This window comes from Devosia sp. LjRoot3 (assembly GCF_964252865.1).
GTDB lineage: Bacteria > Pseudomonadota > Alphaproteobacteria > Rhizobiales > Devosiaceae > Devosia.
On record NZ_CAXUPK020000001.1, the window covers coordinates 109,457 to 133,609 of the forward strand.

At 61.7% G+C, this 24,153-nt stretch carries 21 protein-coding genes and 1 tRNA gene; 19 read left to right on the forward strand and 3 right to left on the reverse strand.

Translation table 11 applies throughout. The features are described 5' to 3' along the window. The first annotated feature begins 142 nt into the window (after positions 1-142). From ACSQ2A_RS00535 to ACSQ2A_RS00550, 4 genes are read left to right on the forward strand one after another with little or no spacing between them, the layout of a single operon-like run. The gene (locus ACSQ2A_RS00535) at positions 143-787 is read left to right on the forward strand and encodes a TetR/AcrR family transcriptional regulator (protein ID WP_436070655.1); all 645 of its coding nucleotides are present in this window, start codon (positions 143-145) and stop codon (positions 785-787) included. After that, positions 784-1,719, forward strand: coding sequence for an HlyD family secretion protein (locus ACSQ2A_RS00540; RefSeq protein ID WP_436070656.1), 936 nt, complete (start codon positions 784-786; stop codon positions 1,717-1,719). Before ACSQ2A_RS00535 ends, ACSQ2A_RS00540 begins: the two co-directional genes overlap by 4 nt. After that, positions 1,716-2,654 (forward strand): ABC transporter ATP-binding protein, encoded by a 939-nt coding sequence (locus tag ACSQ2A_RS00545; RefSeq protein WP_436070657.1) that lies wholly within the window; start codon positions 1,716-1,718, stop codon positions 2,652-2,654. The genes ACSQ2A_RS00540 and ACSQ2A_RS00545 overlap by 4 nt, the downstream gene beginning before the upstream one ends. After that, positions 2,651-3,787 carry an ABC transporter permease gene (locus ACSQ2A_RS00550; protein WP_436070658.1) on the forward strand — a complete coding sequence of 379 codons (1,137 nt, stop codon included), beginning with the start codon at positions 2,651-2,653 and terminating at the stop codon, positions 3,785-3,787. Before ACSQ2A_RS00545 ends, ACSQ2A_RS00550 begins: the two co-directional genes overlap by 4 nt. A 50-nt stretch (positions 3,788-3,837) precedes the next feature. Here the strand turns inward: ACSQ2A_RS00550 and murA are convergent, their stop codons facing one another. Beyond that, on the reverse strand, positions 3,838-5,130 hold the full coding sequence (murA, locus tag ACSQ2A_RS00555; RefSeq protein ID WP_436070659.1) for a UDP-N-acetylglucosamine 1-carboxyvinyltransferase: 1,293 nt from the start codon (positions 5,128-5,130) through the stop codon (positions 3,838-3,840). Positions 5,131-5,539: 409 nt separating this feature from the next. On the opposite strand from murA, the gene ACSQ2A_RS00560 reads away from it, so the two are divergent. The 4 genes from ACSQ2A_RS00560 to ACSQ2A_RS00575 all read left to right on the forward strand — a co-directional run bounded on the left by ACSQ2A_RS00560 (position 5,540) and on the right by ACSQ2A_RS00575 (position 9,263). After that, positions 5,540-5,614 (forward strand) — tRNA-Thr (locus ACSQ2A_RS00560). A gap of 80 nt (positions 5,615-5,694) precedes the next feature. After that, positions 5,695-7,413: a DUF6538 domain-containing protein gene (locus ACSQ2A_RS00565; RefSeq protein ID WP_436070660.1), complete on the forward strand. Its 1,719-nt coding sequence runs from the start codon at positions 5,695-5,697 to the stop codon at positions 7,411-7,413. Positions 7,414-7,797: 384 nt separating this feature from the next. Then, complete coding sequence (gene rnhA, locus ACSQ2A_RS00570) at positions 7,798-8,313, forward strand: ribonuclease HI (RefSeq protein ID WP_436070661.1); 516 nt, start codon at positions 7,798-7,800, stop codon at positions 8,311-8,313. A gap of 80 nt (positions 8,314-8,393) precedes the next feature. Next, positions 8,394-9,263: a ParB/RepB/Spo0J family partition protein gene (locus tag ACSQ2A_RS00575; protein WP_436070662.1), complete on the forward strand. Its 870-nt coding sequence runs from the start codon at positions 8,394-8,396 to the stop codon at positions 9,261-9,263. A gap of 130 nt (positions 9,264-9,393) precedes the next feature. Here the strand turns inward: ACSQ2A_RS00575 and ACSQ2A_RS00580 are convergent, their stop codons facing one another. Next, positions 9,394-9,909, reverse strand: a complete 516-nt coding sequence (locus tag ACSQ2A_RS00580) for a hypothetical protein (protein ID WP_436070663.1) — start codon at positions 9,907-9,909, stop codon at positions 9,394-9,396. 153 nt (positions 9,910-10,062) lie between these two features. On the opposite strand from ACSQ2A_RS00580, the gene ACSQ2A_RS00585 reads away from it, so the two are divergent. The 6 genes from ACSQ2A_RS00585 to ACSQ2A_RS00610 all read left to right on the forward strand — a co-directional run bounded on the left by ACSQ2A_RS00585 (position 10,063) and on the right by ACSQ2A_RS00610 (position 18,677). Next, complete coding sequence (locus tag ACSQ2A_RS00585; RefSeq protein ID WP_436070664.1) at positions 10,063-10,665, forward strand: recombinase family protein; 603 nt, start codon at positions 10,063-10,065, stop codon at positions 10,663-10,665. A gap of 84 nt (positions 10,666-10,749) precedes the next feature. Beyond that, entirely contained in the window at positions 10,750-11,301 is a 552-nt protein-coding gene (locus ACSQ2A_RS00590) for a hypothetical protein (RefSeq protein ID WP_436070665.1), read from the forward strand. Positions 11,302-11,351: 50 nt separating this feature from the next. Beyond that, entirely contained in the window at positions 11,352-13,187 is a 1,836-nt protein-coding gene (locus ACSQ2A_RS00595; RefSeq protein WP_436070666.1) for a type I restriction-modification system subunit M, read from the forward strand. Next, positions 13,184-14,509, forward strand: coding sequence for a restriction endonuclease subunit S (locus tag ACSQ2A_RS00600; protein ID WP_436070667.1), 1,326 nt, complete (start codon positions 13,184-13,186; stop codon positions 14,507-14,509). The genes ACSQ2A_RS00595 and ACSQ2A_RS00600 overlap by 4 nt, the downstream gene beginning before the upstream one ends. Continuing rightward, entirely contained in the window at positions 14,506-15,555 is a 1,050-nt protein-coding gene (locus ACSQ2A_RS00605; protein ID WP_436070668.1) for a restriction endonuclease, read from the forward strand. Before ACSQ2A_RS00600 ends, ACSQ2A_RS00605 begins: the two co-directional genes overlap by 4 nt. Then, positions 15,552-18,677, forward strand: a complete 3,126-nt coding sequence (locus ACSQ2A_RS00610) for a type I restriction endonuclease subunit R (RefSeq protein WP_436070669.1) — start codon at positions 15,552-15,554, stop codon at positions 18,675-18,677. The genes ACSQ2A_RS00605 and ACSQ2A_RS00610 overlap by 4 nt, the downstream gene beginning before the upstream one ends. 231 nt (positions 18,678-18,908) lie before the next feature. Here the strand turns inward: ACSQ2A_RS00610 and ACSQ2A_RS00615 are convergent, their stop codons facing one another. Further along, positions 18,909-19,913: a YeiH family protein gene (locus ACSQ2A_RS00615; protein WP_436070670.1), complete on the reverse strand. Its 1,005-nt coding sequence runs from the start codon at positions 19,911-19,913 to the stop codon at positions 18,909-18,911. A 98-nt stretch (positions 19,914-20,011) separates the two neighbouring features. Between ACSQ2A_RS00615 and ACSQ2A_RS00620 the strand changes: the two genes are divergently transcribed. The 5 genes from ACSQ2A_RS00620 (at position 20,012) to ACSQ2A_RS00640 (ending at position 24,127) form a co-directional block, all read left to right on the forward strand. Beyond that, positions 20,012-20,878 carry a LysR family transcriptional regulator gene (locus ACSQ2A_RS00620; RefSeq protein ID WP_436070671.1) on the forward strand — a complete coding sequence of 289 codons (867 nt, stop codon included), beginning with the start codon at positions 20,012-20,014 and terminating at the stop codon, positions 20,876-20,878. A gap of 3 nt (positions 20,879-20,881) precedes the next feature. Beyond that, positions 20,882-21,274, forward strand: a complete 393-nt coding sequence (locus ACSQ2A_RS00625) for a GFA family protein (protein WP_436070672.1) — start codon at positions 20,882-20,884, stop codon at positions 21,272-21,274. Between the two features lie 83 nt (positions 21,275-21,357). Next, on the forward strand, positions 21,358-22,305 hold the full coding sequence (locus tag ACSQ2A_RS00630) for a helix-turn-helix transcriptional regulator (protein WP_436070673.1): 948 nt from the start codon (positions 21,358-21,360) through the stop codon (positions 22,303-22,305). Positions 22,306-22,401: 96 nt separating this feature from the next. Next, on the forward strand, positions 22,402-23,508 hold the full coding sequence (locus ACSQ2A_RS00635) for a hypothetical protein (protein WP_436070674.1): 1,107 nt from the start codon (positions 22,402-22,404) through the stop codon (positions 23,506-23,508). A 133-nt stretch (positions 23,509-23,641) separates the two neighbouring features. Beyond that, complete coding sequence (locus ACSQ2A_RS00640; protein WP_436070675.1) at positions 23,642-24,127, forward strand: MarR family winged helix-turn-helix transcriptional regulator; 486 nt, start codon at positions 23,642-23,644, stop codon at positions 24,125-24,127. Positions 24,128-24,153 lie beyond the last annotated feature (26 nt).

The following is a 24,153-nucleotide window of genomic DNA, read 5'->3' on the forward strand; positions in this document are numbered from 1 at the left end:
CTGCGGAGGAGAGAATACCCCTCTCCCTGATTTTCTGCTGAACGCAGAAAATCTGTCCCTCTCCCGCAAGGGGCGAGGGAAGAGTCGGTGATTGGTGCAATTTACTTGATAACTGACCAGTCAGTCAGTTATAATCATCCTCATGAACACCACCGACAAGAAATTCCGCCGGCGGGCCGAGGCGCGGCCGGATGAAATGCTGGATGCGGCTTTGGCTGTGTTCGCGGAGAAGGGCTTTGCTGCGACCAAGGTGGACGAGGTGGCGCGACGCGCGGGCGTCTCCAAGGGTACGGTCTATCTCTACTTTCCCTCCAAGGAAGCGCTGATGGAAGGCATTGTGCGGCGCGCGGTGGCCCCGATTGCAGAGCGGGCGGTGCCGGATATGGCCCAGTTCGAAGGCGATCCGCGCCTGCCCATCGCCATGCTGGTGCATACGCTGCAAAATCTGCTTTCTGATCCCAATAATCTCGCGGTGCCGCGGCTGATCCTGCGCGAGATCATGAATTTTCCGGCCATTGCCGAACTCTATCGCCGCGAGGTGCTGGGCAAGGTGATCCCGGCGCTGACGGCGCTGGTGGCGCGCGGCGTCGCTTCGGGGCAGTTGCGAAAAATCGATCCGGAAATGACCGTGCGCTCCATTGTCGGGCCCATCGTGGCCCATGTGGCGCTGAGCGAAGTTTTCGGCATGCGGCCGGAAGAAGGGCTGGCGCTCGACCGGCTGGTGGAAAACCACCTCGATATCCTGTTTCACGGCATTTCGCCTGCGGGCGGAGAGGAGACGCCATGAGCGACTTTTTCGGCGGTCTGTTGGCGGCCGTTCTCGCCTTCTTCGCGCACGATGCCGGGCCCACTGGCTTCACCGGCTATATCGAGGCCGACTATGTCTATGTCGCGCCGGTGAGCGCGGGACGGATCACGGAAATCGCGGTGGCCGAAGGCCAGTCGGTGAGCGCAGGCGACCTCTTGCTCGTGCTCGATCAGAGCCAGCAGCAGGCCCTGCTGTCGGCGGCCGAGGCGCGCGTGGCGGCGGCGCGGGCGACGCTCGAAAATCTCGAGACCGGCAGCCGCAGCGAAGAACTCGATGTCATCCGCGCTTCGCTGAGCAAGGCCGAGGCGGATCTGGGGCTGGCGCGGACAAATCTCACGCGCAGCGAGCAGCTTGAAAAAGCGGGCACGGTTTCGGCGGCCAAGGTCGAGGTGGACAGCAATGCGGTGGCGTCGGCCGAGGCGCAGGTGAGCCAATTGAAGGCGCAACTGGCGGTGGCCGAACTGCCGGCGCGCTCGGGTCAGCAGGTGGCGGCGGAGGCCAATCTCGCCGCGGCAGAGGCCGATGCTCAAGGGGCGCGGATAAATCTCTCCGAACGGCAAGTGCATGCGCCGGCCGCAGGCGTCATTGAAAAACTCTATTATGCCGTGGGCGAAGTGGCGGCCGTGGGGACCCCGATTGCCTCCATTCTGCCGGACAAGGCGCTTGAGGCGCGGTTCTTCGTACCAGAGACGGCGCGGTCGAGCCTTTCCGTCGGGCAGGCAGTGACCGTCACCTGCGATGGCTGCGCCGATATGGCAGCGACCGTGGTGCATATCGCGAGCGAGGCGCAGACGACGCCACCGGTGATCTATTCGACCGAGGAGCGCAGCCGGCTCGTCTATCTCGTCGAAGCGCGGCTTGATGATGCGGCAAAGCTGCAGCCGGGCCAGCCGGTCACCGTGCTGCCATGAACGAAGAACGCGTCATCGACGTGCGCGGGCTGACCAAGCGTTTTGGCGACAAGACGGTGGTCGATCATTTCGACATCGCCGTGCCCAAGGGCGCCATTTATGGGTTTTTGGGGCCCAATGGGTCGGGCAAGACCACGACCATCCGCATGCTTTGCGGCCTGCTGCTGCCCGACGAGGGCGAGGGGCAGTGTCTTGGTTTTGACGTTCGGCGCGAGGCGGGGAGGATCAAGGCTGAGGTGGGCTACATGACCCAGAAATTCAGCCTCTATGAAGACCTGACCATCCGCGAGAACCTCGATTTCGTGGCGCGAATGTATGGGGTGAAGAACCGGAAGAGCCGTGTCGATGGCGCATTGGCTGATCTGGGACTGGTCGACCGGGCAGGGCAATTGGCCGGCACGCTCTCGGGCGGCTGGAAGCAGCGGCTGGCGCTGGCGGCTTGTCTCATCCACGATCCCAAACTGCTGCTGCTCGACGAGCCGACGGCCGGCGTCGATCCCAAGGCACGGCGCGATTTCTGGGATGAGATCCGGCGGCTGTCCAAGGCTGGCGTGACGGTGCTGGTGTCGACGCACTACATGGACGAGGCCATCCAGTGCGATTTTATCACCTATATCGCCTATGGCAAAAAGCTGATCGACGGGCGGGCGACCGAAATCCCGACCATGGTGGGGCTGACCACCTGGCGGGCCGAAGGGCCGGAACTGGTGGCGCTGGAAGAGCAGTTGAAAGACCAGCCGGGCGTCGACCAGGTAGCCCGCTTCGGCTCGGCGCTGCATGTCTCCGGCACGGACGCTGCGGCTTTGGCGGCCACGGTGAAAAAATTCCAAAGTGACAAAAGACAGCGATGGAGCGAGGTGCCGGCGGGGCTGGAAGAGGCCTTCATCTATCTCATGGCGGGGGCGCGGGATAATTTCTCGCGTGACGCGGCATGAACCTGCGCTTCTCATTGAGCCGCTTCGTCGCCGTGCTCTGGAAAGAGTTCATCCAGATGCGGCGCGACCGCGTCACCTTCGGCATGATGATCGGGCTGCCCATCATCCAGCTTATGCTTTTCGGCTTTGCCATCAATGCCGACCCCCGACACCTGCCGACGCTGGTGGAGGTCAATGATGACGGGCCCCTGACCCGGGCGCTGCTCGCGGGCATGGATACCTCGGGCTATTTCGACTTCATCGGCCAGGTGCGCGGGCCCGATGCCGGCGAAGAAGCGCTGCGGCGGGGCGAGGCGAATTTCGTCGTCGTCATCCCAGCCGATTTCGAGCGCGACGTCGTGCGCGGTCTCCGGCCAAATCTTCTGATCGCCGCCGATGCTTCCGACCCTTCGGCCGTCAGCGGCGCTGCGGCGGCCATGAGCGGCATCGTCAATGGCGCCATTGCCCAGACGCTCACTGGGCCCCTGTCGCCCGCAGCCGGCGCGCCGCTGCCCTTTGAAGTGATCGTCCACCGGCAATACAATCCCGAGGGCAAGACATCGACCAATATCGTGCCGGGTCTGCTCGCCATCATCCTCTCCATGACCATGGTGATGATCACCGCCGTCGCCATCGTGAAGGAGCGCGAGCGTGGCACGATGGAAATGCTGATCTCCACCCCGGTGACGCCGCTGGAGGTAATGCTGGGCAAAATCCTGCCCTATGTTTTCGTTGGCTATGTGCAGACCGCGGTCTTCCTCGTCGCCGCCTTCGCCGTGTTCCAGGTGCCGTTCACCGGCACGTTCACGGCCTTCTTCTTCGGCTTCAATCTTTTCGTCTTGGGCAATCTGGCGCTGGGATTTCTCATTTCCACCGTGGCGAAAAACCAGATGCAGGCCATGCAGCTGAGCTTTTTCACCATCCTGCCCTCGATCCTGCTCTCGGGTTTCATGTTCCCCTTCGCCGGCATGCCCGGCTGGGCGCAGGCTATCGGCACCGGCGTGCCGGCGACGCATTTCATCCGGCTCATTCGCAAGGTGATGCTGAAGGGCGCCGGGACATTCGATGTGACCGCTGAGCTGACCGCGCTCGGCGTGATCGTGCTGGTGATCACGGTTGTCGCCATGCTGCGCTATCGGCAGACACTCGACTAAAACAAAAAGGCCCGGCGCAAGCACCGGGCCTCTTTTGCCATTTTGTTGGATTAACCAGCCAGCCGCTCAATCTCCGCGCCGCAGCGCGAGAGCTTGTCTTCGAGCCGCTCAAAGCCGCGGTCGAGGTGATAGATGCGGTTGACGATGGTTTCGCCCTTGGCGGCAAGGCCGGCAATCACCAGCGATACCGAAGCGCGAAGATCCGTCGCCATCACCTGCGCGCCCTTGAGCTGCGACTTGCCCTGGATCGTCGCCACCTGGCCGTCGACGGCAATGTCGGCACCAAAGCGGGCGAGCTCGGCTACGTGCATGTAGCGGTTTTCAAAGATGGTCTCGCGCACATGGCTCGTGCCCTGGCTCATGGTCATCAGCGCCATGAACTGGGCCTGCAAGTCGGTCGGGAAGCCCGGGAACGGATGGGTTTCGATATCGACGGGCTGAATGCCATTGCCATTGCGCTTGACGCGGATGCCGTCGGCTTCCGTGGTCAGATCAACGCCAGTGCGGGCCAAAATATCGAGCGCCGATTGCAGATGCTCGGCCCGGGCGCCGCGCAGCAGCACATCGCCGCCGGTCATGGCCGCAGCCATGGCAAAGGTGCCGGTCTCGATGCGGTCGGGAATGACTTCCACGCTAGCGCCATGCAGCTTTTCGACGCCTTCAATGGTCAGCGTCCTGGTGCCAATGCCCGAAATCTTGGCGCCCATGGCGACCAGGCATTCGGCGACATTGGTGATTTCCGGCTCCTGCGCCGCGTTCTCAATGACGGTCGTGCCCTTGGCGAGGGTCGCCGCCATCAGCAACGTGTGGGTCGCGCCCACCGAAACTTTTGGGAACACGATACGACTGCCAATGAGACCGCCCTTGGGCGCGCGGGCCACCACATAGCCCTCGTCGATATCGATCTCGGCGCCGAGTTCTTTGAGGCCAAAGAGAAAGAGATCGACCGGACGCGTGCCGATGGCGCAACCACCGGGCAGAGACACGCGGGCCTCATGGCAGCGGGCGAGCAGCGGCCCGATGACCCAGAAGCTGGCGCGCATTTTTGAGACAAGATCATAGGGCGCGGTGGTATCGACGATATCGGCGGCATGAAAGGTCATGCGCTGGCCGACGCCATCCGATTCGCCGCGACGGCGGCCGTGCACGGCGATATCGACGCCGTGATTCTCGAGAATGCGCTCGAGCTGCTTGACGTCGGCAAGACGGGGAACATTGGTGAGCACCAGTGGCTCATCGGTGAGCAGCGAAGCGATCATCAGGGGCAGGGCGGCATTCTTGGCGCCCGAAATGACGATATCCCCGTTGAGCGGATTGCCGCCGACCAAACGAATACGATCCATGAAATGGTTCCTCTGAACCGGCCCAATTGGGCCTTCTACCTGTGGAGGAGGTAGGCGAGGTCTTCGTTGCCACGTAAGCCAGACCAGCCGCGCTCATGCGAATATGTGACGTTCCTGAATACGCCCGAAAATGATTTACGGTTTCTTGACCGCGATCGTTTCGGGTGCCGGAGCATCATCCCGGGCAGCGCGAGCCCTGGCCTGATCCTTTCGACGCTTGAGGTTCTCGCGAAGCTTTGCGGCTAATCTTTGCTCGCGGGCAGTAGCTTCGTTCGACTTACTCATCGCCTTCCTGGCTATCGGTGATTCACAGGAGGAGTTGATAGGCGGTTTTTGCGCTTGCGTCGAGAGAATCCCTATGGCAGTAGAGCGCCCGTCGCCGCGGAAACCTGCAGGCGCCCTTTACGATGCTGCCGTAGCTCAGTGGTAGAGCACTCCCTTGGTAAGGGAGAGGCCGACAGTTCAATCCTGTCCGGCAGCACCAGTCCATCTCGTTGATTTGCCAGAAGTATCTGGTTTTGCTAGGGCTTCAGAAGCCGCCAGTGATACACACAGGTGGTCCTCATGGTCCTTTCTATGCCTCGTCCCTACAAGCACCCCAAGACCGGCGTCTACTGGTATCGCCAGCGTGTCCCGAGTTCGCTCGGCAGCAGAGCGAAAGGAAAAGTCGTTTCAGTGACGATCGAGGGCAGAACCTCTCGCCCAAAGATCGGCTCGCACCTCACCGTCTCGCTCGACACCAAAGAGGTGTCGAAGGCGAAGATCAGGAGCGGAGACGTTCAGTTCCAGTTCGATCTCATCTGGCAAAGTCTGATTGACGGCCAGACGCGGCTGACCCAGCGGCAGGTCGTGGCATTGGCCGGTGAGGTCTATGGGATGTTCAAGGGGGCAGAGGACGAACCGGGCGACGCTGCCATCTGGTCGAAGGTCACCCAGGAAAACGCTCGGACGATGGCGGGGAAAACCCTCTACATCGGTCGCGAGCATGGGATGGAGAAACGCTTTGGCCCGTTTGTCGATCTCGCACTGGCCAACCATCACCTCCAGATTGATGATGATAGCCGCAGAAGACTGCTCGAGCAGACCGCGATTGCTATGCAGGAAGCTGCCGCGCTTCTTTTGCGCCGTGCGAACGGCGACTACGGCCCTGACACCGTAGAGCAGCGGTTCCCTCCAGTTGAAGTCATGAAACCTCTGGGAGCGAAAGCCAAGGTCGCGCTGAGCAGTAGCGACGACCCTAATACCCTTACCGGTCTGTTGGCTCACAAGCAGCGGACGCAAACCAAGAAGGACGACACCTTCGACAAGTACCGTGGCTGCCTGAAGGACTTCATCGCTTTCATTGGGCACGAGGACGTCAGACGCATCACCAAGGACGACGCACGGCGCTGGCGTGATGCGCTGATAGGGCGAGGCCTGGCTAAAAAGACTATCAACGATCAGTACCTCACTAGCCTCAAGGTCGCGCTGAACCACGGCGTCAAGGAATTTGATCTCGCGCTGAACGTCGCGGCCAACATACGAGACGAACGCGATGCCCCTGCGCCGTCTGGCTCAAAGGGTTACAGCGCGGAACAAGCCCAGACCATCCTGATGGCGACGTTCCGTGGTTCCTCGAAAGACCTCGCCATCCCATACCAACGAGCCATCTTCTGGGTGCCGTGGATTTGCGCGTACACAGGCCTTCGAGTGACCGAGGTCACGCAGTTTCAGGGCAGGCACCTGCGTGAAGAGAACGGCATTCCCTACTTGTTGATCACGCCTGACGACGGCAGCACCAAGGGCAAGAATGCCTGGACCACCGGCATCCACTCGCATCTCATTGAGTTGGGCTTGCTCGACATGTTTCGGGCCATCGGCGATGGGCCAGCCTTCTACACGCCGTACCCCGAGGGAACCGACCTCAAGTCCCTGTCTGACCACCGGGCAAAGAGCGCGGGCGACAAGATAGCCGAATGGGTCAGGGATGAAGTAGGCATAGCTGCCCCAGGGAACAGACCTAGCCATGCCTGGCGGCATTCTTTCACGACCCTGAGCCGTACCCACCGGATGGATAAGGAAGCCCGCGACTACATGATGGGCAGCCGGTCCCAAACCGATGCCCGAGAGGGCTACGGCGACTGGTCGCCCGAGGTATTGGACGCAGAGATCAACAAGCTCCCCCGCTTCGACGTGAAGGCAAGTGACTGGAGGCCAACCCTCGAACCGGTTCGTCCTCAGGCGCTCAAGAGCGCACTGCCGCCCCGTCCACCTGTCCGGCTACGGAAGCCAAGAGCCAAGTGAGCCTAGAGGGCACATTGGCGGTCGCATGCTCGTGCCCGGCGTGGCTCATCAAGGTGGCTGTTGGTTAGGTGCGGCTTGGCTGGGAATGGTTCGACATGCTGAGCTGAGCCAAGCCAAGCCATCAATCACCACCCACCCTAGGAGAACCTAGTCGATCACCACCCACTATAGGAGACTGTGATCGATCTTCCCTCACCCTAGGAGAGCCTGGCCGATCACCCCTCACTATAGGAGCCACGGAACGGCTCAATTGCCACCCACAGTAGAGGGCAGGCGATTACCCCTCACAGTAAGGGCAGAAGGCTCCAATCATCATCCACCCACCGCAACGGCTTCCGGCACACCACCGGGAGCCTTTTGCATTGCGGCATCCGCAGGAACATCATGACCGAAATTATCGACACGACTATCGCCCTCACCAACATCGCCCCCGCTCGCCGCTATGTGGTGGCGACTGACGGGGCCTGCCGTGGCAATCCTGGTCCAGGAGGCTGGGGTGCCATCCTCACGTCCTTCGACGTGGACAGGCTTCCCCGGACGAAGACCGTGTCAGGTGCGAAGCCGCACACCACCAACAATGAGATGGAACTGACAGCCGCCATCAAGGCGCTGGCCTGTCTTCCGGCGAATGATGTGCCCGCATTGGTCCAGTCGGACAGCCAATACGTCATCAACGGCATGAACGAGTGGCGGCACGGCTGGGTGGCCAAGAACTGGCGCAAGCCCGATGGCAAGCCGGTGAAGAACCGCGAGCTATGGGAAGTCCTGATCGCTGCCATGGGTGACCGTGCGGTGACCTGGGAGTGGGTCCGGGGCCATGCAGGCCACCAAGGTAATGAGACCGCCGACCAGCTCGCCAACAAGGCAATCGACCGGATGCTTAAGGGCAGCCGGGCCTGACCATCCATCACGACGACACCAGCGAAGGCTTCGGGTTCATCCCGAGGCCCATTCGCATGCAACAACCGCAGGACACGACCATGAACGACATCATCATTTCCACCGCCGACGACACCCCACAGCAGAGTGAACTTGCCGAGGCGCTGCAGCAGCTCACCATTCAGCATGAAGCCTCAGGCGATGCTGGTGATCTGCCAAAGACCCTGCCCCGTGCTTCGATCAAAGTGATACCCGAAGTCTTCTACACGAGAGGGAAGGACTGGTCCGAGTACCAGGTCGGGGTCATGTGCAAGGCCCTACAGGCTGGCTTTGACCTGGAGCCGATCTTGGTCATCCAGATCGCGGACGCGACCATCGTTGTTGACGGGCACCACCGGCTTGAAGCCTACGGGCGGGTTAAGGGCGCTCCTCCAGTGCCGGTTCGGTATTTCCCCGGGACGCCTCCCGAGGCGCTACTGGAGGCCGTCCGGTGCAATGCGCAGGCTTCAATCCAGATGGATGGTCCGCAACGGCAGACCTGCGCCTGGCGACTGGTCCTCACCCGGCTCTATTCCAAGCGCGACATCGCTCAGGCATCGGGGGTGTCTCTCGGCCAAATCGGCAACATGCGTGTGGCAGTGCGTGAGCTGGGGGATGCCGCGATGGACCAACCCACATGGTTCCTGGCTCAGAAGGCATGGAAGGGGACATCCCGCCCGGCGATGAACGACGACGAGCGCGATCTATGGGTTCAGCAGCAGGCCGAACGAGGTGCCGAGGGTCTGCGGAGCAAGTTCGGCATGTGGCTCGCAAAGCACCCCGAGATAGCTGCTCAGGCATTTGCCATCTACTTCGGTCGAAAGCTGCCCGAGGTCTATCGGGAGCTGCGAGGGCACCTTGCCGAGGAGGACTGCATTTTCGGTGAACAGGATGATTTCGGCATGGAGGACATGGATGGCGTGGACTTCTGACCCTGCCCATATGTCCAATCACTAGGCTGTCCATTTTGGATAGGCCGACCGGCCCTGGGATGTTTTTGCCGCAAAAATCCGAGGCGGCAGGATCAACAAGGCTGCGGGGGATTTACCCCCGTGGCCCTCCTCAGTCCCCCTCGGTCTCCTGCCTCCTCGAATTGTTGCGGGGGTAGTCCGATGGTAGCAGTCCGAGCCAATGCTTGCCCTTCGGCACGCCTTGCTCATCCATGTTTAGGGCAGCGCACACGCATTCCTTGATGGTGGTGGTGAACCGGAGGACACTAGCTGGTGAGATGTCCGACTTCTCCTCGACCACCACGTACCGCACCCGGACGTAGTCGTTTTTCCGCTTCATCTTGTTGGCCTGCGCGATGATCTGCGGCGGCACCTCAAGGCCGAGTTCTCCAGCGCGTGTGAGCATGCTGTGCAGATCATGGCCGTGGGCACGAAGGCTGTCGATGGTCTCCCCTGCCGACCGCATGTAGGTTTTCAGGAACAGCTCGGCAGCATGGTAGCTCAGGAGGCGGGTGGGACCTTGTGAGTACAGCCGTGGTTCGTTCGCGGCGAGGCTCGCAGCGTCGAGATAGGCATCCGCCAGCAGGAAGATGCCATAGGGGGTTGCCCCTGCCGCTTCTGGTATCATCGGGTCGTCTTTCTCGCTGTCCGTTCACCTATACCGAAAACCCCTCCAGAAATGGTCACCAGAAAGCCAGCAAATGCAGGGGGCATCCTCGCGACTTGACAGCATACCGAAATCACTTGTATTCGGTATGCCCTTGAGCACTGGAGCCTTACCATGACCAAGCGGGTAGCCATCTACCTTCGCGTCTCCACCAAGGAGCAGACCACTGAGAACCAGCGCCGCGAGCTTGAAGTGGTCGCGCAACGGGCTGGCTGGGACGTGGTGCAGGTGTTCGAGGATGCAGGGGTCTCTGGCGCCAAGGGCCGCGAGAAGCGCCCGGCCTATGATGCTCTCCTCAAAGCCGTGGCGAGGCGAGAGGTGGACCTGGTCGCCGCATGGTCAGTGGACCGCCTCGGCAGGTCGATGCAGGACCTGGTGAGCTTCCTTGAGGACCTCAAGGGCCATGGCGCTGACCTCTACCTGCACCAGCAAGCTCTCGACACCACTACGCCCTCTGGTCGTGCCCTGTTCGGAATGATGGCGGTCTTCGCGGAGTTCGAGCGGGCGATGATCCAAGAGCGGGTCAATGCAGGCCTCTCGCGAGCCAAATCTCAAGGCAAGAAGCTGGGCAGGCCAACGCTCTCGGGTGAGATTGAGGCCAAGGTCCGGGCTCTTCGTGCCGAGGGGATAGGCGTGGTCAAGGTTGCGAAGTCGCTGGGCATCGGGGTTTCCGCTGTTCAACGCATCGACGCACATCGAACAAGTGCGCCTGCCTGAGGAGGGGTGTCTGTTGTTTTTGCGGCATCTACCAACTCGGGTCTGCATCTTGGCAAGCGGGCGTAACCAACCTAAAGCATTCATATGATTGAGACATCGACCACAAACCCAAAAGAACTTCAGCAACTTGCAGACCGTGTAGTCGGGGGGCTAGAGCCACCCGGCTGGTACTACACGCTCCACCACAACGTGTATGAGAACTGCATCAGTCCGTCGCGCAACCTCGGCTACATCCTCGACAAAAAGGACTGGCTCGTGGAGCGGCCAAGGCTCCGCCTTTGCACTTGGAGAAACCAACTCGGGAACCTGAAAGTGGCGTGGGAGCCGACCATTGATCACTCCTGGCTTCGGCCTGGGTTCTCACCCGAGTTCTCGGATGCGTTACTCACCGACTGTTTTCACGGCCGCAACGAGCTGATGTGGATCAAGCAGCCTCGACTTTTCAGCGTCAAGGATGAGCGTGTTGGTCATGCGGCGACCTTGCTCTGCCTCGCACTGCTGCGAGGTTATGAGCAGTTGGTCGAACGCCTCAGGGTTCACTTCGAGCTTGAGCAGGCGGGCGCGCTGATCATGAAGACCGATCAAAAGGGATTTGCGTCAAGCATCGAAGCCGTCAAGGAGCCACAGGTCTCGTAAACCTGTAGGCGATAGAATGGCGTGGGCATTGGGCAAAAAGGGAAAACGGCGTGAACCAGCAGGCACTATCATCGCTCATTTGGTCGGTTGCTGACCTGCTACGGGGGGATTTCAGGCAGTCAGACTACGGCAAGGTCATCCTGCCCTTCACCGTGCTGCGTCGCCTCGACTGTGTGCTGGAGCCGACCAAGCAGGCTGTGCTGGACGAGTTCGCGGCGCGGGACGGCAAGGGCATCAACGTCGAGCCGTTTCTGCTGCGCAAGGCCGGGCAGACCTTCTACAACAGCGCCAAGCTCGACCTGCCCACGCTGATCGGTGACCAGGACAACATTGCCCAGAACCTCTACACCTACATCCAGGCCTTCTCCCTGGAGGTGCGGGACATCTTCGAGCGGTTCGAGTTCGCCTCTCAGGTGGACCGGCTGGCCAAGGCCGGGCTGCTCTACCAAGTGACGGAGAAGTTCGCTCGCGTCGACCTCCACCCTAAGAAGGTGGACAACCACCAGATGGGCCTGATCTTCGAGGAGCTCATCCGCAAGTTCGCCGAACTCAGCAACGAGACGGCTGGCGAGCACTTCACCCCGCGTGAGGTGATCAGCCTGATGGTCAACCTGCTGTTCGTGGAAGACGACGATGTCCTGACCAAGCCCGGCGTGGTGCGCTCCATCTACGACCCCACGGCGGGCACAGGCGGCATGCTGTCGGTCGCTGGTGAGTACCTCATCGATCACAACGACCAGGCGCGGCTGGTCATGCACGGGCAGGAACTGAACGCCGAGAGTTACGCCATCTGCAAGGCGGACATGCTGATCAAGGGGCAGGATGTGTCCAACATCACCTTCGGCAACACGCTGTCGGACGATGGGCATGCGGACAAGAAGTTCGACTACATGCTGTCCAACCCACCGTTCGGTGTGGAGTGGAAGAAGGTCGAGAAAGAGGTCCGGCGCGAAGCCGAGCAGCAGGGCTACAACGGTCGGTTCGGGCCGGGGCTGCCCAGGGTGTCCGATGGCTCGCTGCTGTTCCTGATGCACCTCATCTCGAAGATGCGACCGGCCAAGGACGGCGGCAGCCGCTTCGGCATCGTGCTCAATGGCTCGCCGCTGTTCACGGGCGGGGCGGGTAGCGGGGAGAGCGAAATCAGGCGCTACGTGCTGGAGAACGACCTGGTGGAGGCGATCATCGCCCTGCCCACCGACATGTTCTACAACACCGGCATCTCCACCTACGTCTGGGTCCTGACTAACCGCAAGCCAACCCACCGCAAGGGCAAGGTCCAGCTCATCGATGCGTCAGGCTTCTGGCAGAAAATGCGCAAGAGCCTAGGTTCCAAGCGCAAGGAGATGGGGCAGGCCGATATCGAGACGGTGACGAGGCTTTTCGGGGACTTTGCCGAGGCCCAGGTCGCCACTGTGTTGGACGAGGCTGGCAAGGGTGTTGAACGGGTTGTCGTTCGCGCGGGTGAACAGCCTCCAGCGGCACCAGAGGGCGGCAAAGTCAGGCTGGCGCCGCTGTCGCGCATCTTACCCAACGAGGCCTTTGGCTACCGCACCATCACCGTCGAGCGACCCTTGCGGGACGAGAACGGCAAGGTGGTCTTGGGTGAACGCGGAAAGGCCAAAGGCAAGCCCCAGGCCGACAGCGCGTTGAGGGACACCGAGAACGTACCGCTACGGGAGGAGGTGGAAGCACATTTTAAGCGTGAGGTGCTACCGCATGCGCCCGATGCCTGGATTGATCACGACAAGACCAACGTGGGGTACGAAATCCCCTTTAACCGGCACTTCTATGTGTTTGAACCACCCAGGGCGCTAGAGGAAATCGACGCGGAGTTGAAGCAGGTCACGGGCCGCATCCTCGGCATGATAGAGGAGTTGTCGGCATGAGCGCCTTCTTAGGTTCTCTGCCCTATGGCTGGAAATACACTAAGCTCAAGAGGGTGGTTCAGAGCGCACGACCCGTGACTTATGGCATCGTCCAGGCAGGTCCGATGATTGATGGCGGGGTGCCCTACATTCGGCCAGCGGACATGACCGACGAGAAAGGCGTAGCGGACATCAACAGCGTGCTGCGCACCTCAACAGAGATAGCTGCCGCCTACCGTCGCTCTACAATCCAAACCAACGATCTAGTTTGCTCGATAGGCCCGAGCTTTGGAAAAGTGATGGTGGTTCCGGAAGAGCTGTCTGGGGCTAACTTAACGCAGGGAACGGCACGCATTGCGATCGAAGCTAGCCACTCTGCCCGATTCTATTTCTGGGTGCTGCGTAGCACTGACTCGTATGCGCAATGGGAGAGTTCGGTAGGTGGCGCGACCTTTAGGGCGTTGAACCTTGCGCCTCTCGCAGAAACCACCGTCCCAGAACCTCCCCTCGCGGAACAAGTCGCCATTGCCGCCTTCCTCGACCGAGAGACGGGCAAGATCGACGCTCTGGTGGAGGAGCAGCGGCGGCTGATCGAACTGCTCAAGGAGAAGCGACAGGCCGTCATCTCCCACGCGGTTATCAAAGGCCTCGACCCGGACGCCCGCATGAAGCCATCAGGCTTGGAGTGGCTGGGCGATGTGCCGGAGCATTGGGTGGTGACCCCTATTCGCATGGTAGCAAGACTTGAGAGCGGGCACACTCCAAGCCGTTCACGCCCCGAATGGTGGGAGGACTGCACAGTGCCTTGGTTCAGTCTGGCCGACATCTGGCAAGTCCGGAAAGAGGGGCGAACAGTCATCACGGAAACCAGCGAGCAGGTGAGCGAGATCGGTCTGGCCAACTCATCGGCCCGAGTACTCCCTGCTGGTACCGTAATGCTCTCCCGTACTGCATCTGTGGGCTTCGCAGCGATCATGGGGGTCGACATGGCCACCACACAGGACTTCGCGAACTGGGTCTGCGGTCCGAAACTGAATAACCATTTCCTATTGTGGACTTTCAGAGCAATGCGCCCGGAGTTTTCGCGGCTCATGATGGGCTCAACCCACAATACCATCTACATGCCGGACCTAGCCGCCTTTCGGATGCCGTTGCCGCCGATGAACGAACAACTCGAAGTGGTGGCTTTCTTGCAATCCGCAACTGGCAAGATCGATCGCCTGCTGGACCAGGCAACGGCCGCTACCGCGCTCCTCTCTGAACGCCGCGCTGCCCTCATATCCGCTGCCGTCACTGGCAAGATCGACGTGCGACAAGTCAACCTTGGTGAGGTAGCTGCATGACACGGCTCTGGCTCGTTCGGCTCGGCAAGAATGGCGAGTATGAGGCTGCAACCCTGCAGGACAACATGCTCCGCATCGGCTTTGGATTGAGCGAGGACATCTCGCACCTCAAGGACCGCGAGGCCCTCATCGCGAAAATGGCCGAGCTCTTCCCAAACGACAAGCCGAACCGTCACCGCAACTTCGCTGCCCAGATCAACCAGTTCATCAATGTGGCTGAAACAGGCGACTTGGTCGTGACGCCCTTCAAGACCACCGGCACCATCGCCATTGGTCGTCTCTCTGGACCGTATGCGACAGGACCGGACGGCGAGCCGACAAGACCAGTACAGTGGCTCAAAACCGATTTGCCCCGTGACAGCTTCAAGCAAGACCTGCTCTACAGCTTCGGCGCGTTCATGACCGTGTGCGAGATCAGCCGCAATGATGCCCTGCGTCGTATCCAGGCCGTGCTGGAGACCGGACAAGACCCCGGGGATGGGGCGATGCCCTCGTCAACGAAGAGCCCCGTGGCCAACGACGAGAGCACCGAAGCTGCGGACCAGCCAATCAATTTGGTGCTACTGGCGCGGGACCAGATCGAGCGCCGGATTGCTTCGGTTTTCACCGGTCACGACTTCACTCGACTGGTCGCAGCCATCCTTGAAGCACACGGTTATCAATCTCGAGTGTCCCCGCCCGGTGCAGATGGCGGTGCCGACATCGTGGCAGGCAGCGGTCCGTTGGGACTGGCCAGCCCAAGCGTCGTGGTTCAAGTAAAGTCCGGCAACATCGTAGTTGACGACCCCACGCTACAGTCGCTCCGGGGCAACGTCGCGGAGTTGAAGGCAGATCACGGCCTGATCGTTAGCTGGGGTGGTTTCAAGAGCTCGGTACGGACCCGGACCAACTTGAGGTCACTGCAGATCAGGTTTTGGGGACGACGGGAGCTGATCGACAACCTCCTCACCGTGTACGATCGCCTGCCAGAGGACATCCGCGCTGAACTGCCATTGCGCCGGACCTGGACGCTGGTGCTGGACGATGATGGCGAGGTTGACGTATGACCCTCCACCGCGAGATCAGCTTCGAGGCCGAGGTCTGTAGCCATCTTGCTGCCAAGGGCTGGCTCTATGCCGAGGGTGATGCGTCAGGCTATGACCGCGCCCGCGCTCTCTACCCAGCTGATCTGGCAACCTGGGTGCAGGCAACCCAGCCGCAGGCCTGGACAACGCTCGCCAAGAACCATGGCACGGCTGCCGAGATGATGCTGCTCGACCGGGTTCGCAAGCAGCTCGATGAACGGGGGACGCTGGATGTGCTGCGCCATGGCGTCGAGCTGATCGGCCTTCGCGCACCCCTGAGCCTCGCGCAGTTCAAGCCTGCGCTGGGCATGAACGGCGACATCCTGGCCCGCTATGGCGCCAACCGCTTGCGCGTGGTGCGCCAGGTCCGCTACTCGTTGGCCAACGAGAACAGCATCGATCTAGTCCTGTTCCTCAATGGCTTGCCCATGGCCACGGTCGAGCTCAAGACCGACTTCACCCAGTCCGTTCAGGACGCCGTGGACCAGTATCGCTTCGACAGGCACCCAACCCCCAAGGGGCAGGTTCCGGAGCCGCTGCTGGCCTTCCCTGGGGGCGCGTTGGTACACTTCGCCGCGAGCAATGCCGAGGTGATGATGACGACCAAGCTCATCGGTCCACTCACCACCTTCCTGCCCTTCAACAAGGGCAATGCAGGAGGCAAGGGCAACCCGCCGAACCCAGCTGGTCACCCCACGGCGTACCTCTGGGAAGAGGTGTGGCAGCGCGATAGCTGGCTGGAAATCCTCGGGCGCTACACCGTTGGCGTGCGTGATGCCAAGAAGGCCCTGAGCGGCTACATCTTCCCGCGCTATCACCAGCTCGATGCCACCCGAAAGCTCCGGGCAGCCGTGCTCGCAGAAGGCGCTGGGGGCAAGTACCTCATCCAGCACTCGGCAGGCTCAGGCAAAACCAACTCCATCGCCTGGTCTGCCCACTTCCTGGCTGATCTGCATGACGACCAGGACCGCAAGGTCTTCGACAGCGTGCTTGTCGTGTCCGACCGCAACGTCATCGACAGCCAGCTCCAAGAGGCCATCTTCAGCTTCGAGCGCAACGCCGGGGTGGTGGCCACCATCAAAAGCGATACGGGTGCCAAAAGCGGGCAGCTCGCCCAGGCGCTAGCTGACGGCAAGAAGATCGTGGTCTGCACTATCCAGACCTTCCCCTTCGCGCTGGAGGAGGTCCGCAGCCTCACAGCAACCCATGGGAAGCGCTTCGCGGTCATCGCAGACGAGGCGCACTCCAGCCAGACCGGCGCCACCGCAGCCCAGCTCAAGGCAGTGCTCTCCCCGGAAGAACTGGCAACCCTGGGGGATGGTGGCGAGGTCGGTGCCGAAGACATCATGGCTGCCCAGATGGCGGCTCGTGCTGCCGACACCGGGGTGACCTACGTCGCTTTCACGGCAACGCCCAAGGGAAAGACACTGGAGCTGTTCGGGCGGCGACCAGACCCAAGCCAGCCCGCCAGCGCCAAGAACCTGCCCACGGCCTTCCACGTCTATTCGATGCGACAGGCCATCGAAGAGGGCTTCATCTTGGATGTGCTGCGGAACTACACGCCCTATGGCCTTGCCTTCAAGCTGGCCAATGATGGCGTGGAGCTGGACGACACCGAGGTTGAGCGTTCCGAGGCCGTCAAGACGCTGATGCGCTGGGTCCGGCTGCATCCCTACAACATTGCCCAGAAGGTCCAGGTCGTCGTTGAGCACTACCGCGCCAACGTACAGTCGCTGCTCGACGGAAGGGCTAAGGCAATGGTCGTGGTCGGCAGCCGTGTCGAGGCCGTCCGCTGGCAGCTGGCCATCCAGAAGTACATCGACGAGCAGGGCTACAAGCTTGGGACACTGGTGGCCTTCTCAGGCGACGTTACCGACCCCGAGAGCGGAGAGGAGCCATTCTCGGAGGCCAGCAAGGAGCTGAACCCGGACCTGAAGGGGCGGGACATCCGCGAGGCCTTCAAGCTGCCCGACTACCACATCCTGCTGGTGGCCAATAAGTTCCAGACCGGCTTCGACCAGCCGTTGCTTTGCGGCATGTACGTGGACAAGCGTCTCGCGGGCATCCAGGCCGTCCAGACCCTTTCCCGGCTCAACCGGGCGCACCCCGGCAAGGACACCACCTTCGTGCTCGACTTCGTCAATAGCGGCGAAGACATCCTCGCGGCCTTCAAGACGTACCACGAGACCGCCGAGCTGGAGAACGTCACGGACCCGAACCTGGTCTTCAACCTCAGGGCCAAGCTCGATGCCCTGGGCTACTACGACGAACATGAGGTCAACCGGGTGGTGACCGCCGAGCTCAGCCCGAATGCCAAGCAGAGCGAGCTGGTGGCTGCCATCATGCCGGTGGCAGACCGCCTGCTGCGAAGCTATCGGGATGCCCAGAAGCGCCTTGCCGATGCCAAGACACGCGAAGACAAGAAGGGTGCCAAGGACGCTCAGGACGAGCTGGACGCCCTCCTGCTGTTCCGCGCCGACATGGGGGCCTATGTCCGGCTCTACACTTTCCTGTCCCAGATTTTCGACTACGGCAACACCGACATCGAGGCCCGGTCGATCTTCTTCCGCCGCCTCATCCCCCTGCTGGAGTTTGGTCGGCAACGCGAGACAGTGGATACCTCCAAGATCGTGCTGACCCACCACAAGCTCTCCAGCCTGGGTAAGACGCCGCTGGTCCTGGGCGGCATGGGGGAGAAGCTGCAGGCCATCTACGAGGCAGGCTCAGGCAGCATCCAGGAGAAGGAAAAGGCGCTGCTGGCGGAGATCATCGCCAAGGTCAACGACCTCTTCCAGGGCACGACAGACGACGACCAGCTCATCTACGTCAACAACGTTCTCAAGGGGAAGCTGCTGCAGTCTGAGACCTTGACGCAACAGGCGGCGAACAACACCAAGCAGCAGTTCTCCAACTCGCCGGACCTCGCCAAGGCCATCGTGGACGCTGTGATCGACGCCATGGACGCCCACCAGGCCATGAGCCAGCAGGCGCTGGGGTCGAAGCGGGTGCGGGAGGGGCTGAGGGATGTTCTCCTCGGTCCAGGGCAGCTCTATGAGGCGTTGCGGGCCCGGCAGGCCCCTGTTGATGAACCGCAGCGAGGGTGACCCGAGACCGGCGCGGCCCCACTCTCGCCGCATCTTCTCATTGCTGCTCAGGAGTGATACACAAGCAGCCAATTCGGCCTTCTCATGTCCCAGCAAAACCGGGCTTTTCTGGCTACCGTGACGAAATTCAATCCTGTCCGGCAGCACCAGTTCTCCCAGAAAAATCATCGAAGTCCAGCCTTGCGGCCTTATTCCGTCTGGCCGTCCTGGCTTGTGCTGGAAGCACACCTCCTAGGCGAGGATCAGGGCGGTTACGGTGGCGAGGAGGATGAGGGCTACGATGGAAAGAGCTCCCGCGGCCAGCACGCGGCCGCCTGAGGCGATGACCGAGCGCAAGTCGACCGAGAGGCCGAGAGCGGCCATCGAGATCAGGGTGAACGTGGCCGAGGCGCGGTGTAGCGTGGGCAGGATGGCGTCGGGGAGGACGCCGGTCGATCTCGCGCCCATCATGGCGAGGAAGCCCAGGATGAACCAGGGCAGCAGCGTCGAGAGCGGCAGCGTGCTGTGCGACCGGTTTTTCTGCATCAGGCCGAGGGCGAGTACGACCGGGCCGAGCATCAGCACGCGGATCAGTTTTACCAGGGTGCCGACCTGGGTGCTCATCACCCCGACCGGCACGGTGGCGGCAAGGACCTGTGGCACGGCATAGACGCTGAGGCCGGCAATGACGCCATATTGCCATTCGCTGACCCCGAGGAGCGTAAAGCCGAGCGGCAGCAGCAGGACGACCAGCACGCCGAGCGCTGCGGTGAAGGCGATGGCGGCGGCAACATCGTCTGCCGGTGCCTTGATGACGGGGGCCGTCGCCATGATGGCGGAATTGCCGCAAATGGAATTGCCGCAGGCAACGAGCGTCGCAAGACGCGCATCAAGGCCCAGGGCGCGGCCTATGCCATAGCTCAGTGCCAAAGCGAGCACGACGACCAGCATGATGGCCGCGACCACCATCGGCCCGATCTGCAGCACGGCCCCGGCGCTGATCGTGCCGCCAAGAAGGACAATGGCCACTTCGAGTACGGTCTTGGCCGCAAAATGAACGCCAGCACGAAAGCGTGTCGCAAGCCCGAAGAGGCTGTGCACGGCGATGCCGGCCATGATGGCGATAACCAACCCGTCGAGCACGACCCAGCCCAGCGCCTGCTGTTGAAGGCGCTCTGCCAGAAGGGCAAGCAAGGTGATGCCTATGGATAGGGTCAGGCCAGGAATGAGTTGCCGAAATTGCGGCAGCAGTAGCATGATTTGCTCCAATGCGGATGCAGTGGAGGATGAAGCTTGCATTCATTAGAATCCATCGCATAATCATGCATGTTTCATGCAGTTTTTCCGTATAAGCCGTGACCATAGAACAATTGGCCATCTTCATCGCCGTGGCGGAGCGTCAGCACCTGACCCAGGGTGCGGCGGCGGTCGGGTTGACGCCGTCGGCCGCCAGCGCGGCGATCAAGGCGCTTGAAGCCGTGCACGCCGTCCGGCTGTTTGATCGCGTCGGGCGGCGGATCGAGCTGACCCGCGATGGCATGGCCTTTCTTGAGGAGGCGCGGCAGACCTTGGCCCGTGTTCGGCAGGCCGAACAGGCGCTCAACGATCTCGGTGGCCTCAAGCGTGGTACGCTTGACGTCATGGCGAGCCAGACGGTGGCGAACTATTGGCTGCCCGCGCGCCTCCTTGCCTTTGCATCAAGCTATCCGGGGATCGCGGTCAATTTTTCTGCGGCCAACACCAATGACGTGGCTGAAGCGGTCATTTCGGGCGCGGCCGAACTGGGCATTGTTGAAGGCCATGTCGATGTGCCCGTGCTCGCCACCCGCCCGATTGGGCGAGATCGGCTGGTCGCCGTTTCCGTGCCGTCAGTAGCCCTCGCGCGACCGCGCTTTTCCGACTACCGCTGGATCATGCGGGAGCCCGGTTCTGGAACGCGAGCGGAGTTCGAGGCGGGCGTGGCAAAACTCGGTGTCGATCCGGCAACGCTGGATGTCGCCCTGGCGCTGCCGACCAATGAGGCCGTCCTCAACGCCGTTCTCAACAGCGATTGCGCGGCCGCCCTGTCCGAAATGGTCGTGGCGCCCTTTGTTGCCGCGGGGCGCCTGTCGATCCTGCCCTTTGAATTGCCACAGCGCAATTTTAGCCTGCTCTACCATCGCGAACGCCGGCCCTCGGCGGCGGTGAAGGCGTTTCGCGATCTCTGTCTTGAAGGGAGCTAGGCCATGGAGGAGGTTGCTGGCGGGTGTCTTTGCGGTGCTGTGCGGTTCGTGGCCACGGGACGCCCCTTTCGGGTCGGCATTTGCCACTGCATGGATTGCCGCAAGCACCATGGCGCGCTGTTTCATGCCTCGGCCATCTTCCCCGAAGCGGCCGTGACGATTTCGGGAGAGGTGGGCGACTATCTTGGGCGCTGCTTCTGCCCGCGCTGCGGTTCGTCGGTCTTTTCGCTGAGCGGCGACGAGGTGGAAATCAATCTCGGCTCGCTCGATGCGCCCGATCAGTTCCGGCCCACTTATGAACTCTGGACCATTCGCCGCGAAGCCTGGTTGCCGCCCTTGCCGCTCGACCGGCATTTTGAGCGTGATCGCACCAGCGCGAGCCGGACCGAAGACTAGGCCAGTGCGAGAAAATAGCTAAAAGTTGACCTTTTGGCTCAAATCCAGTTCCATGCGGGCCATGGAGGGGAGGGGCCAAAGAAATGCTGAGTTTTTCGACCGATGACGTGGCCCCCGGGGACCGCTTCGAGCAGTGGCGCGAGGTTCGCAGCAGGGACCTTTTCGGCGTCACGATCGAATTGCCGGCAGAACGGCGTGCTGCCTTTGCAGGGTCGTTTCGCGCTGAAAAATTCGGCGCGGCGATTGTCTCGGAGATAGCGGCGTCCGCCTACACCATTCGCCGCACCGAGGCCGATATTGCGCGTGTCGCCGGCAACAGTCTTTGTCTTGGGCTGCAGGTGCGCGGGCCTGGGCGGCTCGATACCGGTTCGGGGTGCAGCGAGATGATCGCCAATGGCGATATGATCATCAACCATTCCGACCTGCCCTATGGCGCAACGCCGGGAACGAATGGCGGCTTTCATTTCCGCATGCTCAAGATCCCGGTCAGCGACGAGCTGACGCTGGGCCGCTCCATCGCCGATCTCTCTGCGGCAAGGCCCCTGGAGGGGACGAGGGCGCTGCGTCCATTGCGGGCCCTTTTGGACGTGCTGACCACGCACAAGCGCGCCTCGGCAGATGCAGAGCGCGATATCGTCCACATTGCCCGGCTTGGGCTCGCGGCGCGCGGGCGCCTTGCGGAAAACCTGCCCGAAGTGCGCAGCGCCATCCGCGCCGGGCTGCGCTATCTCGCCCTCGACATCATGGCCGAGCAATATCACCAGATCGACCTGACCCCGGCCCTGGTCGCCCGCAGCCTTGGTCTGTCGGTGCGACATCTGCACCTGCTGTTCGAAGATGCGGAAAACACTTTTGGCCGCACGCTCGTGCTCATGCGGGCGAGGGAAGCGCAGAGGCTTCTCGTCGGGCAGCCGGAACTGACCGTGGCGCAGGTGGCCTATGCCTGCGGCTTTGAAAGCCTTGCGACCTTCTATCGCGTTTTCCGCAGCGTCTACGGCATGGCGCCGGGCGATGCACGTCAGGCCAACTAGGTCTTTCATACTCCACGACTTTCAGCTTTTCCGGGACTGGCTTTGCTGCGGGCTGGTGGTTAGCTTGCGAGGCGTGCAGTACGTCTGGGGGACGACATGGCCATACCTTCTACGCCGGCGAAAAACCTTGCCTGGGGCGAGCGCCTGAAATTGCGTGTCTCGACCATTCTCTGGTTTCTTCTCGCGCTCGGCTTCCTGCTCGGCCTGCCGGTGCTGCTCGATGTGCATGTCCTGCTAGTTGTCGCGGTGGTGGTGCTGGCGCTGCTTCTCGCCTTTCCCGCGGCCTGGCTGGTGCGGCGTATCTTTGCCGGGCAGCGTCGTCAGCGCCGGCTTTGGAGCTATATCAAGGCGTTCCTGGCGCTGGTCTTTGCCATCACGGCGCTGATTGCTGCGCCACTCTATTATCTCGCCTTCCGCACCGAGCTGACCCCGCTCACCGTGCCGCAGGCGACCCTGTCGAACGGCAAGAAGACGGTGGTGTTTCAGGGCATGATGCACATCGGTTCGGAAGGCTTTTACAAGAGCGTCGTCTATGACCTCGAAAAGGCGCTGAGCGATGGCTATGCCATCTATTATGAAGGCGTGCGCGGCGACCCGGCGGGCGACAAATGGTTCTCCGAAACGCTGGCCGGCGGCGGCGATCTCAACACCAATTACCAGACCTTTGGCGATGCCTGCGGCCTGCAATTCCAGGGGCCATATTTCCAGCTGCTTGCCGCCGATATGAAGGCCCGCCCCGAGCACCATGTCGAAGCCGACGTGTCGACGGCCGACATGATGAACGAATATCAGCGGCTGATGGAGACCGACCCCGAATTTGCGGCGACCGCCGGACAATCGAAACTGGCGGCGCCGGAGGACGGCGAGGCCGACCAGACGACGCAATTGTTCGATTGGCTCGCCAATGCCACGCCCGGCCAGCGAAAGATTCTTGGCCTCGCCTGCCGCGGCTGGATGACCATGCTCCTGGGCAACAAGACCGCGCCATCGCCGCTTGATCCCGTCATTCTCGATTTCCGCAACGAAAAGCTGGCCGAACGCATCGAGACGAGCACGGACGACAAGATTTTTGTCACCTATGGGGCCGGGCACCTGCCGGGCCTGCTCGATGATCTGCAAAAATCCGACCCCGCCTGGGAAATCAAATCGCTCAAATGGATGCGGACCATCGAGACGCCCGAGGATCTCGAAGGGCAGATTTAGGGCTCTCGCTTTTCATCGGAATCCCCCAAAAGGGCGCGGCTAAAACCGCGCCCTTTTGCTTGCCATGCCCGCTTGCCAGCGGTTTCGATGACAAATATCTTTATGATCAAGATTCTTTGTCGTGGGGATAATGATGGACGGGCGGACGGAACTGGAAGACCGGGTTGGTACGGCGCTTATTCACATGATCCGCCGGGCCGAAGAAGCGCAGGAGCGGGCGGCGCGCTGGCAGGGGATGCACCCCACCGATTTTCGCTGCCTGGGTTATCTCTATCTCAAGGGCGAGCCCGTCAGCCCCGGCGACATCATCAGCCATCTCGGCCTGACCTCCGGAGCGGGCACGGCGTTGCTCGATCGGCTGGAAAGCGCGGGCTACATCATGCGCAGCCGCCACCCGGAAGATCGGCGCAGCGTTCTTATTGTGCTCGATACCGAGGCCGCAGCCGAGCCGCTAGCGCTGCATGAACGCATCCGTGCCGAATACCATGTCGGGACGGCCGAATTTTCGGACACCGACCTCAAGGCCATCGCCAAATTTCTCAACCGCATTGAGGCGCTCTCGGCCGAACTCAACGAGGCGCTCTACGAGCCGAAGGCCCCCGTCAAGGCGGCCTCGTAACCAATAACGATACGATCAATCCTCTG

What these genes read in the sequence shown, in the direction of transcription:
- ACSQ2A_RS00535 (WP_436070655.1), top strand. Translation starts at nt 143, where the DNA reads ATGAACACCACCGACAAGAAATTCCGCCGGCGGGCCGAGGCGCGGCCG.
- ACSQ2A_RS00540 (WP_436070656.1), top strand. Translation starts at nt 784, where the DNA reads ATGAGCGACTTTTTCGGCGGTCTGTTGGCGGCCGTTCTCGCCTTCTTC.
- ACSQ2A_RS00545 (WP_436070657.1), top strand. Translation starts at nt 1,716, where the DNA reads ATGAACGAAGAACGCGTCATCGACGTGCGCGGGCTGACCAAGCGTTTT.
- ACSQ2A_RS00550 (WP_436070658.1), top strand. Translation starts at nt 2,651, where the DNA reads ATGAACCTGCGCTTCTCATTGAGCCGCTTCGTCGCCGTGCTCTGGAAA.
- murA (WP_436070659.1), bottom strand. Translation starts at nt 5,130, where the DNA reads ATGGATCGTATTCGTTTGGTCGGCGGCAATCCGCTCAACGGGGATATC.
- ACSQ2A_RS00565 (WP_436070660.1), top strand. Translation starts at nt 5,695, where the DNA reads ATGGTCCTTTCTATGCCTCGTCCCTACAAGCACCCCAAGACCGGCGTC.
- rnhA (WP_436070661.1), top strand. Translation starts at nt 7,798, where the DNA reads ATGACCGAAATTATCGACACGACTATCGCCCTCACCAACATCGCCCCC.
- ACSQ2A_RS00575 (WP_436070662.1), top strand. Translation starts at nt 8,394, where the DNA reads ATGAACGACATCATCATTTCCACCGCCGACGACACCCCACAGCAGAGT.
- ACSQ2A_RS00580 (WP_436070663.1), bottom strand. Translation starts at nt 9,909, where the DNA reads ATGATACCAGAAGCGGCAGGGGCAACCCCCTATGGCATCTTCCTGCTG.
- ACSQ2A_RS00585 (WP_436070664.1), top strand. Translation starts at nt 10,063, where the DNA reads ATGACCAAGCGGGTAGCCATCTACCTTCGCGTCTCCACCAAGGAGCAG.
- ACSQ2A_RS00590 (WP_436070665.1), top strand. Translation starts at nt 10,750, where the DNA reads ATGATTGAGACATCGACCACAAACCCAAAAGAACTTCAGCAACTTGCA.
- ACSQ2A_RS00600 (WP_436070667.1), top strand. Translation starts at nt 13,184, where the DNA reads ATGAGCGCCTTCTTAGGTTCTCTGCCCTATGGCTGGAAATACACTAAG.
- ACSQ2A_RS00605 (WP_436070668.1), top strand. Translation starts at nt 14,506, where the DNA reads ATGACACGGCTCTGGCTCGTTCGGCTCGGCAAGAATGGCGAGTATGAG.
- ACSQ2A_RS00610 (WP_436070669.1), top strand. Translation starts at nt 15,552, where the DNA reads ATGACCCTCCACCGCGAGATCAGCTTCGAGGCCGAGGTCTGTAGCCAT.
- ACSQ2A_RS00615 (WP_436070670.1), bottom strand. Translation starts at nt 19,913, where the DNA reads ATGCTACTGCTGCCGCAATTTCGGCAACTCATTCCTGGCCTGACCCTA.
- ACSQ2A_RS00625 (WP_436070672.1), top strand. Translation starts at nt 20,882, where the DNA reads ATGGAGGAGGTTGCTGGCGGGTGTCTTTGCGGTGCTGTGCGGTTCGTG.
- ACSQ2A_RS00630 (WP_436070673.1), top strand. Translation starts at nt 21,358, where the DNA reads ATGCTGAGTTTTTCGACCGATGACGTGGCCCCCGGGGACCGCTTCGAG.
- ACSQ2A_RS00635 (WP_436070674.1), top strand. Translation starts at nt 22,402, where the DNA reads ATGGCCATACCTTCTACGCCGGCGAAAAACCTTGCCTGGGGCGAGCGC.
- ACSQ2A_RS00640 (WP_436070675.1), top strand. Translation starts at nt 23,642, where the DNA reads ATGGACGGGCGGACGGAACTGGAAGACCGGGTTGGTACGGCGCTTATT.